The organism is Flavobacterium frigoritolerans (genome assembly GCF_025847275.1).
In the GTDB taxonomy this organism is placed as follows: domain Bacteria; phylum Bacteroidota; class Bacteroidia; order Flavobacteriales; family Flavobacteriaceae; genus Flavobacterium; species Flavobacterium frigoritolerans.
The window spans coordinates 66,304-84,825 of record NZ_JAOZEV010000011.1; the positions used below are offsets into that span (position 1 = coordinate 66,304).

Annotated in this window: 14 protein-coding genes; 3 read left to right on the plus strand and 11 right to left on the minus strand. The window is 31.2% G+C overall.

Going from position 1 to position 18,522, the window contains the following annotated elements:
• Positions 1-25: 25 nt before the first annotated feature.
• Together OIU80_RS14055 and OIU80_RS14060 are read right to left on the minus strand one after the other, a co-directional pair.
• Positions 26-862 carry an ABC transporter permease gene (locus tag OIU80_RS14055; protein WP_264287628.1) on the minus strand — a complete coding sequence of 279 codons (837 nt, stop codon included), beginning with the start codon at positions 860-862 and terminating at the stop codon, positions 26-28.
• A 3-nt stretch (positions 863-865) separates the two neighbouring features.
• Positions 866-1,777 carry an ABC transporter ATP-binding protein gene (locus OIU80_RS14060; RefSeq protein ID WP_264287629.1) on the minus strand — a complete coding sequence of 304 codons (912 nt, stop codon included), beginning with the start codon at positions 1,775-1,777 and terminating at the stop codon, positions 866-868.
• Between the two features lie 98 nt (positions 1,778-1,875).
• On the opposite strand from OIU80_RS14060, the gene OIU80_RS14065 reads away from it, so the two are divergent.
• Together OIU80_RS14065 and OIU80_RS14070 are read left to right on the plus strand one after the other, a co-directional pair.
• Complete coding sequence (locus OIU80_RS14065) at positions 1,876-2,928, plus strand: hypothetical protein (protein ID WP_264287630.1); 1,053 nt, start codon at positions 1,876-1,878, stop codon at positions 2,926-2,928.
• Between the two features lie 17 nt (positions 2,929-2,945).
• Positions 2,946-3,806, plus strand: coding sequence for an SdiA-regulated/phytase-like domain-containing protein (locus tag OIU80_RS14070; protein ID WP_264287631.1), 861 nt, complete (start codon positions 2,946-2,948; stop codon positions 3,804-3,806).
• On the opposite strand, the gene OIU80_RS14075 is transcribed toward OIU80_RS14070, so the two are convergent.
• Complete coding sequence (locus OIU80_RS14075; protein ID WP_264287632.1) at positions 3,807-7,541, minus strand: metallophosphoesterase; 3,735 nt, start codon at positions 7,539-7,541, stop codon at positions 3,807-3,809.
• Between the two features lie 25 nt (positions 7,542-7,566).
• Here OIU80_RS14075 and OIU80_RS14080 point away from each other — a divergent pair, with 25 nt between their 5' ends.
• Positions 7,567-8,748 carry a Pycsar system effector family protein gene (locus tag OIU80_RS14080; RefSeq protein WP_264287633.1) on the plus strand — a complete coding sequence of 394 codons (1,182 nt, stop codon included), beginning with the start codon at positions 7,567-7,569 and terminating at the stop codon, positions 8,746-8,748.
• Position 8,749: 1 nt separating this feature from the next.
• Here the strand turns inward: OIU80_RS14080 and OIU80_RS14085 are convergent, their stop codons facing one another.
• The 8 genes from OIU80_RS14085 to OIU80_RS14120 all read right to left on the minus strand — a co-directional run bounded on the left by OIU80_RS14085 (position 8,750) and on the right by OIU80_RS14120 (position 18,343).
• Entirely contained in the window at positions 8,750-11,119 is a 2,370-nt protein-coding gene (locus OIU80_RS14085) for a GAF domain-containing protein (RefSeq protein WP_264287634.1), read from the minus strand.
• A gap of 145 nt (positions 11,120-11,264) precedes the next feature.
• Entirely contained in the window at positions 11,265-12,323 is a 1,059-nt protein-coding gene (locus tag OIU80_RS14090) for a nucleoid-associated protein (RefSeq protein WP_264287635.1), read from the minus strand.
• Between the two features lie 44 nt (positions 12,324-12,367).
• Entirely contained in the window at positions 12,368-12,727 is a 360-nt protein-coding gene (locus OIU80_RS14095) for a four helix bundle protein (RefSeq protein ID WP_264287636.1), read from the minus strand.
• Positions 12,728-12,836: 109 nt separating this feature from the next.
• Positions 12,837-13,376, minus strand: coding sequence for a plasmid pRiA4b ORF-3 family protein (locus tag OIU80_RS14100; RefSeq protein WP_264287637.1), 540 nt, complete (start codon positions 13,374-13,376; stop codon positions 12,837-12,839).
• Between the two features lie 272 nt (positions 13,377-13,648).
• A complete protein-coding gene (locus OIU80_RS14105) occupies positions 13,649-15,229 on the minus strand; it encodes an MDR family MFS transporter (RefSeq protein ID WP_264287638.1) in 1,581 nt (526 codons plus the stop codon).
• A 77-nt stretch (positions 15,230-15,306) separates the two neighbouring features.
• Positions 15,307-16,386, minus strand: a complete 1,080-nt coding sequence (locus OIU80_RS14110; protein WP_264287639.1) for an HlyD family secretion protein — start codon at positions 16,384-16,386, stop codon at positions 15,307-15,309.
• A gap of 12 nt (positions 16,387-16,398) precedes the next feature.
• Positions 16,399-17,724, minus strand: coding sequence for a TolC family protein (locus OIU80_RS14115; RefSeq protein ID WP_264287640.1), 1,326 nt, complete (start codon positions 17,722-17,724; stop codon positions 16,399-16,401).
• A complete protein-coding gene (locus OIU80_RS14120; protein WP_264287641.1) occupies positions 17,714-18,343 on the minus strand; it encodes a TetR/AcrR family transcriptional regulator in 630 nt (209 codons plus the stop codon). The genes OIU80_RS14115 and OIU80_RS14120 overlap by 11 nt, the downstream gene beginning before the upstream one ends.
• Positions 18,344-18,522 lie beyond the last annotated feature (179 nt).

Consider the following 18,522-nt stretch of genomic DNA (forward strand, 5'->3'; position numbering starts at 1 on the left):
CTAAAAAAGGGTACAAACAAATATACTATAGATCTCGATTCTTTAGTAGTTTGTATGAAAAGAAAATGAAAAGGAATGTCCAAATCAAAACAATTACAACCGAAATGTAATCAACATTATAGTTTTTTATGTTTTCAACTCCCATTTGTGCTCCAATATTTTTTATTACTGATAATCTTGTAAATGGTTCAACAATTAAATTAGACATAGCTTCTAAAGGAAGTAAGCGAATAAAATAATCAGCAAATTTACTTTCTGGAAAAAGTATAAATGCAAAAATAGTTTTTATAAAACCTTCAAGAATACTCCAAACAAGTAAGAATCCCAATGCAAATGCCGAACGTTTTACCAATATTCCTAAAAATAAACAGAAGGAAAAGAACCCAATTAGTTTTATGAAAAATGCAAAAAGATATTCCATACCCGAAAAAATAATTCCAATTTCGGTATAAGAAGAAAAACACAAACCTAAGATTAAGCTCATTATGAATACAAAAACTGTAGAGCAAAATGCAAATAGAATTACGGTGTAGAACTTCGATAAAACAAATTCTTTTTTGCTTAGACCATCAATAAGATTTTGTTTTAAAGTGCCATAGCTGTATTCATTTGCCATCATTGAGACAATTACTATTGCTAAGAAAAACTTTAACCAAGCTGCAATATAAGTATTGAAATGCCAAATGAAAGGAAAGTTGAAAATTCCTATTTCGGCTAAATGAAATTTAAAAACCCCCAAGTCAAATTTGATAGAGGCAATTAATGCGATAAATGAAAGAAGAATAAAATAGGTTAACGTTAAGACACGGCTGGCTTTATTTTTCCAAATTTTTTGTAGTTCTATAGAGAGAAGTCTGTTCATGGGTTATTTATTTTTTATAGAAGCGTTATTGGTTAGTTCTAGAAATTGTTCTTCTAGGCTATTTTTACGTTTTACTAAATGGTTTAATGTGATGTTTTGTGAAAATAAAAAACGGTTTAAATCTGCGGCATTTAAATCGTTTTTTAAATAAACCAGAATCATTTCTTTTTCTTTTATAATACGATCGACTGCAGGATGAGTTTCTGTTACAGTAATTAATTTTTCAGTATCATCAGCTTGTATTTCAAAGAAACCTTCATTTGCTGACATGCCACCAACTGGGCCAGAATATAAAATTTCTCCTTTTCTTAAAACAACAACATCAGTACATACTTTTTCGACTTCATCTAATAAATGAGAGGCAAGTAATATAGTTGTTCCTTGTGAGGCTATTTTTTTTATGATATCACGAATCTGATGAATTCCTTGTGGATCTAAGCCATTTGTAGGTTCATCAAGAATTAATATTTCGGGGTCATTCAATAAGGCTGATGCAATAGCTAAACGCTGTTTCATCCCTAATGAGAAAGTACTAAACTTGCTGTTTTTTCGCTCGTTTAAACCTACTAATTCTAATTTTTCATTTATTTTAGAATAATCTATGTTCTTGATTTTACAAACCAATTTCAGATTTTCTTCAGCAGTCATGTAAGGGTAAAAGTTAGGTCTTTCGATAATGGCACCTACTTTTTTTAATGCATCATGGGTTTGTATTTTTCCACCAAACCAGCTGTATTGCCCAGAAGTTTTGTTTACTACATTTAAAACGATTCCTAATGTTGTAGATTTTCCGCTTCCGTTAGGGCCTAGAATTCCATAAACGCGGCCTTTTTTTATTTCGAAAGAAATATCCTTCAGAGCCTGAATTCGCCCATATCTTTTATGAAGGTTCTGTATTGTAAGTATTGTTTCCAAATTTATTTGCGGTTTTAGTTTTTAGTAAGACGTGTCAGTTTAGTTTTTGTTACTGAATGGTTTATATTTAATGTAAATTTGTATCAAATATATTCAAAATGAGTGAACCTTTAATGTTTTTTAAAAAACCATCATATCCATTAACAAATCCGCTGTTGGATTATTTAGAACGTTATGAACGAATCTCAAAAGTTTCGGTTTTTTATGATGATTTATTACGTTTTTCAGGTGCTATAAATGTATATGATAAACACGATAAAGATACCTTATGGATCCGTGTTTATTATAATGAATTTGAGAGAAATGAAATTGATTTGAATCTAAAGAAGATTTATTCGCTTTTGCATTCTGATGGTAACACAGATATTATCCAATTCTTGAATATTGATGCAATTGATTATTGTACGTTTGGTAATTCTAAACCTTTCAGAATTAAAGTTCGAAATATTTTAAATGATAATTATGTTCATTTTTATATTAAAAAGGCAGATGCTTCTCGAATTTATGGTCTTGAATTAGAGGAAATACTATCTCCTGATAAAATAAACTTTTTGGTATATAAGGATACTTTAATCGAAGAGCATATAATTGGTATTCCGGGAGATATTTTTATGAGTACACTACTTAAAAATTGTACTGAAACAGAAAAATCTCAAATTGCTAAAGAATTTGTGAAATTCAATGAACGCTGTATGATTAGGCTTTTGGGTGATATGCGGGCGTATAATTATGTAATTGTCCCGATTCATGATTTTGACCAAGTAGTATATAAAATTCGTCCAATCGATTTTGATCAGCAATGTTATGAAGGGAATTTTAAAGTGTATAGGCCACAGTTTTTTAAAGAAAATTACCCAATGATTGAATTGATTAAAGATAAACTAGAAGATCGGTCAATTGTGCAATACAAAGATGAGGAGCGTGCAATTTTAGCAAAACGTATTCACTCTGCTGATAGCAGAATTAAAAAGTTATTGCATATCATGAGTGAAGATACTATTTCGCCCGAAGCAAATTTAAATCAACTAAAAATGGAATTATACCGTTATACTAATGATTTGAATTTTAAAAATGCAAAATCAATGGGGCATATTATGTCGGCTGCATTTGGTTTTATTACTAGAAATTTTAAAAATACTAACCTGATATAGAATCTTAAATTTATTATATGAAAAATTATATCTCACTTATTGTTGCATTTATTTTGTTGGCTTGTCAGCAAGATTCTAGTGTATTGAAAACATTATATCCGTTGCCTAAAAAACTAAAAGAAGTTTCTGGAATTACTTATCTTCCTGAAAATAATATGCTTTGGACTTTAGAGGACAGTGGTAATGCTAATAAAATTTATGGATTAAATGCTCAGGGTGAAATTGCCAAAACAGTTACAATTACAAATGCTACTAATATCGATTGGGAAGATATTACAAAAGACAAAGCAGGTAATTTATACATTGGTGATTTTGGAAACAATGATAACATACGTAAAGATTTATGTATCTATAGAATAGATAAATCGGCTTTAGGAAAAGAAAATGCTGTCTCTAGTTATAAAATTTCATTTGCATATCCTGAACAAAAAGATTTTCCTCCTAAGAAAACCCAAATGTTTTATGACGTTGAAGGCTTTTTTGAGTTTAAAAATAATTTCTATTTGTTTACTAAAAACCGAAGCAAAAATTTTGATGGCACTGCATCTATTTATAAAATACCAAATGCGGCAGGAACACAAAAAGCTACTTTAATAGGTACATTTAAAACATGTAGTAATTACAATCATTGTGCAATTACTAGTGCTGCAATTAGTCCAGATATGAAAAAAGTAGTTGTTTTATGTCACGATAAAATAATACTTTTTCAAGGTTTTGGAGGAGATAAATTTTATAAAGGGACACAAACAGAGATTGATTTAGATCATTTTTCTCAAAAAGAAGCCGTTGTTTTTAAAGACAATAAAACATTATTAATAGCTGATGAAAAGACAAAAAAAGTTGGTGGTAAAGTATATGAATTTAGTTTTAAAAAATAATTAAAAACCAAATCCTATACCAAACGCAATTCTAGCTTCTTCGTCTACGCTTTTAAAATAAGTAAGTCTAGCAGTGATCACATCCAATCCGTTGAGCCATAAACCGCCTCCAAAGGATTGGTGCCACTTGTTTGAATTTTCTCCTGTAACCCAAACACGCCCATAATCAAATCCGCCAAGAATTCCGTAAGACATTGGCAAGATACTTTTTCTTATTTTTCCTAAATTCCAGCGGACATCACTACTTTGATAAAAAGACTGATTTCCCAAGAAACGCTGATTTCTATATCCTCTTAAATCATAATCACCACCTAATGTTGCTCCTTGGAAAAAATCGAAATTATTATTAAAGAGTATTTTTGATTTAATTATAGTTGCAAAAACAAGTTTACCATTTGAATCAATTTTGTGATTGAAATTAATTTTACTTTCTAATGTCGGAAAGTTTTGTTTGTTGTCATCCAGATTTATTTTCCAGCTTCCAGCCACCGAAAATCCAAATCCCATAGATGGGAATGATGGAAGATCGTAGTTCTCATAACTGTATTTTACTGTTGCTCCGGCATATTGTTGGCTTTTAAAAACATCAGGAGCGGCTACTCCAGGTGTATTTATAAATCTGCCTGATGTTTCTTCAATTCTAATTTTCTCAAAAGATGTCGCAAAATTAATTTCACTTCCATATTTACCTACTTTCTTAATGGATGGGGCTACTTTTATAGCACGCATACGAACACGGTTGTAATTCATACCTAAATCTTCATCATTGTTTACAGTCTCATTACCATAACCAAAATAGTTTATCGTAAAGTTAGGACTAGTTAAAACTGATTGTATGTCAAAATCCCATTTGCCTAAAACTTTTGGAAAATGCCCGTCGTAAATAAGTTCATATCCATCGGTTGCAAAAAAGTAATTGGCTTTTAATATGTGTTTTTGTGTATATGGGTTTTGGTTGAATTTGTTTACTGTATAGTTGGCAATAATACCTAATTTCACACCGTCATCAGGATTAAATCCACCAAAAGGCAAGCCTGAGAAAGCATTGTATTTTACTTTTTCATAATCATAAAGATTCGTTTGGTAATCATCTGTAAGTGCTGTTTTGGTTTTTGAATCTAAATCGTAAGTATTTTTTTTTGATTTAAAATCATAAATTTTTACTCTTTTTCCGTTGGTCACTACATATGAATCATTGTTTTGACCACCTATTAAACGAATGTTTATTCGAGAATTATGATCTCCTTTTACTTCAAAAACGTCATCATCATCTAATCCGTAAACCCAAAGATTTTTGGTTTTACCAGCTGTGAAATTTTTTGTGTAAATTAATTCTTCACCATTTTTCTTGATGCGATATACCTCGACATCAAGTTTGTTTTTTGCTTTATGCGTAATTATAAATTTATCTTTTTTGTCCGTTCCAACGATTAAAGCTGTTTTTTGTAGCACTCTATAATATTCTGTAGCATATTTTTGGAGTTTCTCTTTTCGTAGTTTTAATTTACGTTTAATGTCTGTAAGAGTTTCGTCTTGTACTTCTTTTGGTAAATTATTAAAAGAAGCATCTATTTCAGCGTCAGTTAGATTCTCTTGTATGTATTTGGCTTGATCAATCCAGTCTTTTTCATTGGCTGTTTTTAAGAAAGCAATATCCTGAGGATAAGGTTCACGGTTAAACCATTTTACATTCCTTATATCATCTTTAAACGATTGCATATGACGTAATGCGGGCATATGCATTAAAAGTGAAAGCAATGCACCATCGTATTTTGTAAAAGCCTGATCTCGATCTCTGGGAATTGGTTTGTAAATAATTTTATCTCCCTCGTTATATTCACCCCAACGCCATTGGTCACTGTGTCTGTCCCAATCACCAATGAGCATGTCAAATAATCGGGCTTTTATGTATTCTTTTTCGTCAATAGTATATTTTTCATCTTTATGAAGATTTTTCATCACATCATCGGTACTGATTATGTTTAGCGGTTTTCCAAAAGTCTTTAAACTTATTTGGCTACTAGATGGACGTTCTTCTACCATGTACAATTCATCTCCGAAATTATAATTATATCCTTTAAGAATTTCTTGTTTAGGAATATAATATAAAACAGGATTGGTATGTGATATTCCAACTTTATCTGCGAGATTACCTACCGCAAATGGGGTATAAGGATGAGAAGTTGTATAGAAGTCTAATAAGAAGTTCTCAGCATACGTATCATCAAATTGATCTTGTACAAATTGATCCTTAAATGCTACAGATTGAAGAAAACGGGAAGCGCTTTTTTTCAAAGCACGCATCACATATTCTTTTCCGTCTTTATCTACAATTCGCAATGATTTTGATTGATGTCCTCCGCCTTCTCTTTTTGGTGTAATACCGCCAAAAAGAGTGTCTAAAGAAACTGTTTTGGCTTCAATTGGCATGCTGTAATATTTTCTATAATGTTTTCCGAATAAAAATTTATGAAAAATACTTTTCTTAGTCATTTCACTCGAATAAATAGAAGCCTTTGTTGTTGCATTAAACTTGGCTGGTAAGTTTTCATGATACACGGTGTCTTTTACTGTGATGATATTTTGATCAAATAGCAGTTTTTCTTTTTTGTTTTCATTGCCATAAAAAGCAAGTCTGGCGTCTCCGTTTTTATAAAGAGTTAATGATGCATATCCATTGCCACCATATGAAAAATCATTCGGATATACAGCCCTTGCAGCTTCAGATTTTGAACCAGCACCGCTTATAATTTGTTTAATATTACTCTTGTTGATGTATTGTAAATTATGATCATGACCAGAAATTACGATAACATTATCTTGGCTTTGTAAAAGGGTTTTTACCCTTTTTACAAACTGTGTATATACTTTATTTTGTATGTCTTGCGGGCTTACTCCCGATGTTTTACGAAGCAAATTTATTACTGAACCAATAACAGGAAGAGGAATCTTTTGTTCTAAAGGGAATAGTTGTTTCTCTAACGAAAATTGACCTCCATGCGTACCATTACTCATTAAAGGATGATGAACCGCTATTAGAACAGTTTTTTCTCTGTTTTTATTTAAAATACTTTCTAATTCTTCAAAGAAAGCTTCACGGGTTTTAATATCGCAATTATCATTCATAGTAGGGTTGTCATCCCAGTCTTCTAAAAACCATTGACTGTCTATAACTATTAAAGTAGTTTGTTTGTTTATTTTTAGCTGTTCAATAGCACAGGATTTTTGTGGTAAGAATGCTTTTTTATTGTTTAAGTATGTCGTTACGAATTTTGATTGGCGTTCTATTCCTTCAATTCCGCTATACCAATCGTGATTACCAGGAATAAAAATTGTTTTTCCATTGTAACCTTTTGTTAATTCTAGCTGATTTGTTAGTTTTTTTTCGGCAAGAGCTGTAGCATCTGGATCTTTTTCACTAGGAAATCCGTAAGGGTAAATATTGTCCCCTAAAAATAAAAGTGTCGAGTTTTTATCTGAACTTTGGAGTCTCTTGTGTAAAAGCTCAAGAGTTTGTTGTGCTTGTTCCTCATCGGCATTTCCTGCATCTCCAACTAAATATAAAGTATGGGCAATTTTTGTAGTATCTAATGCGTTTTGTGAAATAGGATTTTGTACGTCTTTTCCAAATTGCGCATGATGCGTTGCACAGGACTGAATTAAAAAGAAACCAAAAAATCCAATTAAATATGTGTTAATCTTATTTGTAAAATGATTATCCGAAAACAATTTCATAATTTAGTTGTATAAAAATATGTTTATGAACCTACTAGAGCAGTCCGAAGATTTTGTTTATAACTTACTCAAAGATAAACTTTCTATTCTATATTCGTACCATAATTTTCGCCACACTACAAGTGTTGTAGATGCTGTTAAAGAGTTATGTGTTAATGAAAGAATAGGGAGTGATGACGAAGAAAAACTTTTGATTGCTGCCTGGTTTCATGATACAGGATATATTAAAGGTTTTGAAAATCATGAGATAGAGAGTGTGCGAATTGTTACAGAATTTTTAAGTGATAAAAATAAGTCTCCTGAATTTATAGCAAACATTTCAAGTTTAATTGCTGCTACAGCCAAATATCATGAACCTCTGACTCATTTAGAAAAGATAATGAAAGATGCAGATTACATTCATCTTACAACTAGAGAATATGCCACCAGTTGCGAACTTTTAAGAATAGAATGGGAGAATACAGAGAATAAAATATTTTCGAATGAAGAGTGGGAAAGAGTAAATTTAAACTTTTTAGAAAACATACATCGGTTTTATACTGATTATGCCAAAGAAAAATGGCAACCTTTAAAAGAAAAAAATTTAAAACGGATTCATAAAAAAATGGAGAAGAAAGAATCAAATAGCACCAACGAATTTGGTGAAATTATTAAGAAAAAGAAAGATAAGATAGAGAAACCAGACCGAGGTATTGATACTCTTTTTAGGGTGACATTAGGAAATCATACTCGATTAAGCGGTATTGCTGATAGTAAAGCCAATATTTTGTTGTCTGTAAACGCAATAATTATTTCGATAGCACTTTCAACAATTATCCCAAAACTGGATAGTCCTAAGAATGCACATTTGGTTATTCCTACTTTTATAATGTTGATATCTAGTGTGATCACTATAATTTTTGCTATACTTTCGACAAGGCCAAAAGTTACTACAGGTGTATTTACCCGAGAAGATATCGAAGCAAAAAAAATTAATTTATTGTTCTTTGGAAACTTTTACAAAATGCCTTTGCATGAGTATGAATGGGCAATGAACGAAATGATGAAAGACAAAAATTATTTGTACGATACAATGATTAAAGATTTGTATTTTTTAGGTATCGTACTCGAAAGAAAATACCGTTTGTTAAGAGTAGCTTATAATCTTTTTATGGTTGGTATTATTATTACAGTCTTAGCATTTATAATTGCATTTATTTCGCTTTAAGTTAGTTTAGTTCATCTAGTAAATCCTGATAGGTTATTTTTATAGCAGATGGTAGATTATTTACCACTTTAACCCGAATAGCTTTTAGACCTGAAACACCTTGTAAATCTTCTACCTCAAATTGTTCTATTTGAGGTTCTAGTATTTTCTTGAATTGTAGGTATTTAATGTATTTTAAATATTCTGCTTCTTCACTATTATGAGAATATACAATTGTTATTTTTTCTTTTTCCGTAATACGTTCTTTACTATCCTTGATATGCGCTTTATCAATACGTTTTTTTACCACTTCGTATCGGGCATTATAAGTTCCATCAACATCAAAACGTTTTTCATCCATTCTAAAACGGATAGAAATAGGGGAGCTAAATACTAAAATTAAAGATGTAACATCAAGCTCATACGGTAATGAAGCTTTAAGCTGATGGTGTGCTAATTCCATTTCGCATAATGTTTGTAATTGCCATAATCTTAAATTATGGAGATACATTACATCAAATGGTTTTGTAGGCGCAATAGAGGCTCCTATGTATAAATTATGTTCTACACCATCGGTTTTAAATCGTTCGTAATAATGAGGATATATTTGTTGCGCTTCGATTTGTTTTTTGTCAAGGATAACAGCTAGTTTCTTATTGATAATAGACATTGCATTATCAAATTTTTTTCTTTCCTGATAAAATAAACCTGTTTTTTCGTCTAAACCTTTAAAGTATTTTTGTTCTAGTTTTTCTGCTTCAGAATTACTTTTAGTATTTTTTAAAATAGGATGAATTTCGTCTTCAATATAGCGTTGTATATGTTGTTCCGAATCTGCTTTTAAGGGCGAATCAAGTTCTTCAAGAAGCGATTGTAATTCGAATTTACGCTGCTCTAAAAGAATTAAATTTGTGTTTTCTTTTTGACTCGCAAAAATTTGCAATAACATTTCCAGCTGATTTTTCAGATCGGCTTTTACAGTTTGATTTCGATGCTCCGATGAACCTTTAATATCAATTTGTCCGTATAACGGAAACACTTCTTTAAAGACAATTTCTTTAAAAATATAATCTTTCGTGTGATTGCTATTCTGAAAGTATTTTTGAGATTCTTCTCTAAATTTCCAATAAACACTCGGATGAATTGTAGTATATTCTCTTTGAATTACTGCTTCTATCTGATGTTGCATGTCATTGTTGTATCTTTCTATTGTGTCGACTAGATAAGGTAGAACCAGATCTAATTTTTTAGCATTTATAGTGTTAAGTGCTCTTGGTGTAGCCGAAACTAATTCGACAACGCCTAATAATTTATTATCTTTTATAACTGGAGCAAAAACGCAACTGCTAATGTTTTGACTACGTAAAAGTTCTCCAAGTTTTATATTCTCCTTTTGCTCTATAAATTTCTCAACATTCGAAATTATAAGAGGTTCTTTGTGTTCTAGTAAGTTTTCAAAAGTGCAACCGAATACAGCATTTTTACAATCCATTTCATGATTAAAAGGAAGTAAGAAGCTGGATAATTCGCTATCTTTTTCTAGCTGTGGAGGTTTTATAAATTTTTCCTGTTCAGGGTTGTAAATTAAAAAACCAACTTTAAGATTTGGTATCTTAAAAATAGATCTAAATATGCTTTCGATATTTTTACTTTCAGTTGCTTTTTTGGTGTCTGATTTTAATAAATTAGTCTTTAAGTTAGAAATAGCATTTTCTGTAGTAGCATCAAATAAAATAATAATACCAAAACCTTTTAGGGTCCAGCTTTCAACAGGGAATTTTTCTCTCCATAAAGCAATATCATCATAGTTGTCAATCAATAAATCAATATCCTCTTGTGTCAGCTTTGGAGCATTTTCAGAAGGAATGATTTCCATGAAATCAGCATTGTATAAAATACGGTAGTGGTTTATGATTCCGTTAGAATCTGGAATATCATAAAAAAAAGGTTTATTGAAATCTATGTTTTGTTTGTAGTAAGCCCCAAGAATTAAACAACAATTGGCAATGTAGAATTGTTGTTCATCGAAATCACGAATGGTTACATCAAAATTTGTACCTGCATCTTTAAGTATTTTTTTAAATCTTTCGGTATAATTGAATGTAAAGTTTTGAAACGGAATAGTAACAGCTTTAATTTCGTTATTTGTTAATGCTGTAGGGAATAAATCGGCTAATAAATGATTGATTATAGTCTCATGTTTTTTTATCACCGAAAAATCTTCAATTCCTGTTTGTAATTCAGGAATAGCTTCTATTTCCTTTAAAAGTGCCTTGGCATAATTAGACCGATAATCAATATCTGATTGTGCAATTTCCTCTAAAGCTTCAATAAGTTTATGAAATGATATTAGAGTTTTAAAAGGGCTTTCATCGAATAAATGATACTTCATGGCACTATTATTTATTAGTATACAAAATTACTAATAAACAGCATCTAAGCCCTTTATTTTTGCCTTTATTTTTATAAAAAAAGCCTCAACTATTGCAGTTGAGGCTTTGATTTTGAGTAAGTGTGAAATTGAATAAGAATTAATATTAACTCTTCTCTTCTTTATTGAAGTAAACTAAGTAATAATACATTTGTTTTTCTTCATCCCAACCTTTTTCTACAAATTTTTCAGCACTTTCAGGATTAATAAAATCCATCTTGATTTGTATATGTGTATCTAGATTGATAACGTTTTTGATTGATTTTCTTGCATCAGAAACGGCAGAGTTAGCAATAGGGAAAGTTGTAATATCTTCGATACTGTATTTCTCTCCTTTATCAACTTTGTAGTTTTTAAATTCAGGAATTAAATCTGGATTATCTAATACTTCGTTAAGGAAGTTAGTTTCTTCAAACTGGTCGTTCTTTGCGAAATAATTCACAGAACGGTTCATGAACATTACTTCTTCTTTTTTATCTTCTGCTGGTAAAACTACATCTTTAGCAAAGCTCTGACAGAATTTTAAATACTTCTTAGTAATGAAGTTTTCGTCTTCAAATGCATCTACAGATAAAAAGTGCTCTAACCAGTAACGCGCGTCATAACGGTTGCTATCTACAGTTAAGATTTTATAACCTTCTTCTTTTTTATAATTAAAAATCAAACACCCTTTGTCTAGTTTGTTAAGGTTGATACCTTGTTGCAAAATCATTTCAAGGTTGCTGTCTTTTTCTTCAAATTGTAAAAAGTCTGCTTGTAGTTCGCTTTTAAAAATTCCAATTGCATCAACAACATTATTATCGATACTTAAGTTGGTTAAATACGTTACATAAACCTCACCGTTTTTAATATGCGGGTGATTTGATTGCTCGTATAAATGCGTAGTAATTCTTTTTGAAACCTCCTGTAAATTTCCTGGATTGTCAAAAATCTCAGTAGCATATTTAAACATGTCGTTATAATCCAAATCGACTTCGTGTGCAAACTGATAATAGTTTTCTTCTTTCTCTCTAAAAGGCTTAAAAAAGTATTCTTTTATCAAAGGAACAATCTCATCATTTAAATTAAATGGCTGGTCTGATAAAAAAATAGCTTCGTTTCTGCTCTTGTTTCCTACGCGGTGAATCGCAAGCGTGTCGATGTGGGTGTTGAAAAGGTTTATCATGTGTGTTAGGGTACAAAGGTTCTGAGTTGCAAAGGTTCAAAGGTTTAGTTTCGTTGTTTTATTTTTCGAATAAAAGCACTTAACATCCGTTCTATTTCTCTACTGTCTCCGTTTATTTTATTAAATTGAATTTCGTTTATATATTTTAGATTGAAAGAAATTTCAAGCTGAGTCTGCATTTCGAATAATGATGAGATGGAGATATTTAAAAAACGCAAATAATCATTATTTCCATCTCTTCCATATCCTTCTGCTATATTACTTGGTATTGATATTGAACTTCTACGAATTTGTGAAGTTAGGCTATATATTTCTTCTTTGGGAAATGAATTTGTAAGTTGATAGATTTCGGTAACTAAAGTCATTGATTTTTGCCAAATCAAAAGGTCTCTAAAAGTATTCATAGTTTTATATTTAAAATGTAAACATAATCTAATTCTTACTTTTTAAAACGTAGGATTTAAAATAAAAACCTCTGAACCTTTGTTGCTCTGAACCTTTGAACCTTTTTAACTAATTCCAATTCTCTTCAAATCCATAATCTTCGAAACTGTCGTCTCCTTCGAACATATCTAAATCATCTTGGTCTAAATCATCTTCAAATTCACCATAGATATCATCGTGCATATCTGCTTCAAAATTTTTCTCGCCTGAATCATCTGGCATTTCTCCATGAGAGAATAACGTTTCAGGGTAGGTATTACCAGCAGCTTGCTCTTCTATTGCAGCTAATTCAACCAAAAATGTCCACATATGAATAAAATCGTAGACATATATAATTTTAGTGTTCTCTTTATCTAATAGGTCTGATAAAGTGTAATCACTCATTGTTTTTTGTTCTCCAAGAACATCTCCAGTATCAAAAAGAGGGATTTCTTCTTCTTGATTCCAAGTTTCATCGCAGGTATAAAACGAAGCTACTTCCATTCCGTCAAAACCAAAAGCATTGAAGATGGCATTGTGTAAATCTTCTAAAGTATCCTCTTCAAGAATTGCTATATCTCTAAAAATATCTTCTTCTGCATCTAGAATTACTCTAAATTTATAAACCATAACTTAACTATTTTTTTGTTTTTATTGCTGCCAAAAAGCAAGTGCAAATATACTCTATAAATATTATTTCACAACGAAATAAATCTTTATTGTGTTTGATAATACCGCATAATTATTCGTAAGATAGTTGTATATTATCAGGTTCGTATTCAATAATAAAGATAGTTTTTTATCCTAAATAATGTACGTAAAAATAAAAAGCCCTTGCGAAAATTTTTTCGCAAGGGCTTTAAATATAGGTGCTTAAGATTGTTTATTTTATATCTGCTTTATTAATGCATTGCATCGGCAGGGTTAATCTTGTTTTTTCCTTTCTTGATTAAAAAGATAATAGGAATACAGCATAAAAACATAATACCTAAGTACATAAATATATCCATGTATGCCAAAACAGTACTTTGTTTCATTACCGAATAATCTATTACCTGATAGGCTTTATTTAAAGCTTCATTACTACTAAATCCTTTCGACATAAATCCTTTTTGTAGTATGGCAACTCTTTGTTGTACTTCAAATTTACTTGCGTCTAAATGAGATACTAAATCAACACGATGTTTCTGACTGAATCTTGTAATGAAGGTGGTGATAATTGCAATACCAAATGAACCTCCTAATTGTCGCATCATTCCTGTAAAAGCCGCTCCTTCACCAATATGTTTTCCTTGCAAGGTAGAAAGTGATAATGTTGTTATAGGTACAAAAAGTAATCCTAAACCAATACCTCTTAAAATTAATGGCCAGTATAAATGTTCAACTCCTGTATCGGGAGTCATATTGTTATACATCATGAAGGTAAAGAAAAAGAAAATCAAAAATCCAACTCCTACCATATATCCTTGCGGAACTCCTCGCTGAATTAATTTACCAATAATAGGCATCATAAAAGCGGTTGTAATCGACCCCGGAATAAGTAATAAACCCGCATCGGTTGCAGTCCATCCTAAGACAGATTGTGTATAAATCGGGATAATCAATGTTGATCCATAAAGTCCAAAACCAAGAATGAAACACATTATGGTACCAATACGAAGATTTCCATCTTTAAGTACACTCAAATTTACAATTGGGTGTTTATAGGTGAGTTCTCGCCATATGAATAATATTAATCCAAAAACGGTTACTACACTTAATGTTACAATCACTGGATCATTAAACCAATCGTCTTGCTGTCCATGTTCCAGAACGAATTGCAAAGATCCAATAAATGACGCCAAGAATATTATTCCCCACCAATCGACTTGATTGGCTTTTAGTTTCTCACCATATTTTGGGCTTCTTACAAAAGAAAGTGCCAAGATAGTAGCAATAATTCCAAGTGGAATATTAATATAAAAAATATAAGGCCAAGAATAATTATCTACTAAATACCCTCCTAAAGGCGGACCTAAAGTTGGACCTACAATAACTCCCATTCCGTAAATTGCCTGAGCCATTCCTCGTTTTGCAACTGGATAACTTTCGGTTATAATGGTTTGTGCTGTAACTAGTAACGCACCACCACCAAGTCCCTGAATAAATCGGAATGCAATAAGTTCCCAAATATTGGAGGCATTACCACATAAAAAAGAAGATAAGGTGAAAATTATAATCGACGTTACAAAATAATTTCGTCTTCCAAATTGTTGTGACAACCAACTCGTCATTGGGATTACAATAACATTTGCAATAGCATAAGCAGTAATAACCCATGCAACGTCTGTTAATGTGGCACCGAGACTTCCTCTCATGTCGGTTAAAGCTACGTTTACGATAGTTGTATCTACGATTTCTAGCAAAGCACAAAGTACTGCTGTTATCGTAATTAAAACTCGTCTGTAGCCATATTCTACTAAATCATCTTCTACTTTTACCATTTTGTTGTATTAGAATACTTTTCTAAAATGAATGTATAATCCTTTTCCAAGATATTCAACCTTGGTTAAGTGCATTTTTATTTTATATGTACATCTACATCCACGTTCATTCCTGGTCTCAATAATTTTATTTTTTCAACATCATTATCAGCGTCCAAGTTAATTTTTACGGGTAATCTTTGAATTGTTTTTACAAAGTTTCCAGTTGCATTATCAGGAGGAAGTAAAGAAAAACGAGACCCTGTTGCAGGAGAAAATGAAGTAAGAGTTCCTTTAAATTCATAATTAGGATAAGCATCTACTTTTAATGTTACTTTTTGACCAACAACCATTTTGTTAAGTTGTGTTTCTTTAAAGTTTGCTACAACCCAAGCTTCAGAATTATTGATGATATAAAACAAAGATTGTCCTGGTTGAACCAATTGTCCTGGCTGGATATCAACTTTAGAAACCTGACCGTCAATTGCTGCAGTAACTACAGTATAAGACAAGTTTAAATGAGCAACATCTAATAATGTTTTTGCTTTTTTGATATTTGCAGCAGCAACTTCAGTTTGTTTATCTGTAGCTTTAGATTTAGCCTGAATTACTGATTTTTGGTAAGCACTTGCTTTTTCTTGTTGTTGTAAAACACGTACTTGGCTTTCAGCTTCTTCTTTTGCACTTAAAGCTTTTTCGTACTGTTGTTTTGTAATTGTATGGCTTTTGTATAAGTTGTTGTAACGGTTGTAATCATTTGTTATTTGTGCTAATCTAATTTTTGCACTTTCGATATTACCACCAGCAGATCTTACATTTGCATCCGAAACTGAGATATTTGCCAGTGCACTTCCAATATCCGCTTTTGCAGCTTCAAATGAACCTTCAGCACCTAATAAAGCAGCATTTGCTTCGTCAATTTTTAATTGGTAATCTCTTTTGTCGATTGTAAATAAAGTATCTCCTTTTTTTACAAAGTCATTATCTTTTACATAAACTTTACTTATATATCCCGAAACTCTTGGAATAATTGGATTCATTTTTTTCTCTATTTGGGCATCATCCGTTTCTTCGTGAGCAAGAGAGTGCATGTATTTGTAGATCCCGTAAGTTCCACCAACTAGAACCAAAAGTGCTAGTATAATTATAAATTTGGTATTTGTTTTTTTCTTTTCCATGTGGGCTGTCGATTATATTTTTGTAAGATTGAATGATTGTGATAATTGTCCTGTTGCTGAAAGCATTTCGTAATATCTATGAATTATATCGGCTTTAGATGTAGCTGTATTTACTTTAGCACTAAGGTTTTCTACATCGGCCTCAAGTAAATCATTGGTATCAGCAAGACCATTGTCGAACTTATCTTTTAAGATTCTATAATTTTCTGATGCTTGCTCTAGAGCTAAGTCGTAAACCGAGCTTTGTTTTAAAGCTAAGTTATAGTTCTCTATTGCTTGTTGTACTTCGACTTTAATATAATTTGTCAAAATTTCTTCTGAGCTTTTTACTTCATCTGCTTTACTCTGAGCCTGTTTTATATCGGCTCCTTTTTTTAATATTCCGCTAAGATCATAAGAAACGCCAACTCCAAAATTCATTGCATTTTGTACGGTAAGAATGTTTCTAACATCAACAGCAGCATAACCACCTAATAATGAAACAGTAGGGTAGTAAGCACTTTTTGCCATTTTTATACTAGATTCACTAGCTTTTTCCTGATAACGCAATGCTTCTAAATCTTTACGATTTTCCAAAGCTGGTTGCTCATTTGTTGGAATATTATCTGTTTTATAATTGATGAAATCATTTTCTCTAACAACTAATTTTGTAGAAGAATCTAATTTAAGTAGCGTTATCAAATAATAATTTAAAATGTTTAGATTTTTATTTGCTTCATCTATTGATAGTTGAATTTTAGAAACCAATAGTTGTGATTTCAATAAATCATTTCTTGGGATGATTCCATTTTTTTCTAATTCGATAAAATCAGTTACACGCTGCTTCGCTTGTTTTTGATTTTCATTTAAAAGTTCAATAGTTTTTTGAGTCTTGTACAAATCGGTATAGTAATTAACTACTCTTAAAGCTATATCTTCTTTAGTTTTTAATGAAGTTGCAAGTTCTGCTTGGTACAAATTTTCAGATAGTTTAATACTGTTCTGAATTTTGAAACCTGCAAATATTGGTAAGCTAGCGCTAAGCTGTCCCAACATCAACTGATCAGGATTTGGCATTGAACCTGAACCGCTTTCCTGATTCATTTTTAAATTTACATCTGCACCAGCCAATCTTTGATATTGTCCAGAGGCTTTTAAATCTGGATATTGATTGTTTTTTGTAGATTTAAGTTCGTACTTTTTAGTGTTGACTTTTGTGTTTGCCAACGTGACTTCGTCACTCTTCTCCCATGCTATTCGTACAGCATCATCTAGGGTAAGACTCGTTTTTTCTTGAGCTTCTAATGAGGAAATTCCGATTAAGAAAACCCCAAAGAGCATTAGTGGATTAATTTTCATAAACAAGTAAGGCTTTTATAGTTTGTTGAATGTGTTTTGTTAAGTGTGTTTTTATGTAATCGTTATATAAAGCTTCGGTATTTAAATTCAGTATTTTCTCGAAGAAGATTTTGTTCATATGGAAATGAAAAAAAGTTCCGAGGATAGTAGGAGTTATTAATGGGATAATGACATCTTTTCGGAAAACACCTTTTTCCTGACCTTCATGAATAATGCTTTCTAGTGATTTAAGATTGCCTTTCTTTAATTCGGTAAAGTGATTTAAAGTTTTTTCTCTTTTCTTAGATGTCAATTCAAAATGCATAATTCTGAAAATTCCTCCGTTGCAGTTAATCTTATTGATATAAAGTTCGATTAACTTATTTACTTTATCGATGGGTTCTAAATCTTCTTGTAGTAAATTTTCTAATTGTAGTTTCAGATCCGATGTTCGATATATAATCAACGATTCGAGTAATCGTTCTTTGGAACCAAAATAATACGACACCATTGCAATGTTAATTTTTGCTTCTTTGGCGATATTTCGTATCGAAGTTCCTTCAAATCCTTTATCAGAAAATAGCTTTTCTGCAACCTTGAGAATTTGAATTTTTTTCTCGTTTAATTCGATGTGTGACATGAGTGGGTTTCTAATCGGGTACAAAATTAAACAAGTGTTTAATTTAAACAGCTGTTTAGTTTTTATTTAACATAATTTTAACTAAAATATTCCTTTATAAGTGAATGTTTATTTTGTTATATAGTACTGATTATCAATATCATATGTTAATTATAACGATGTAGGAAATTTATGATTTA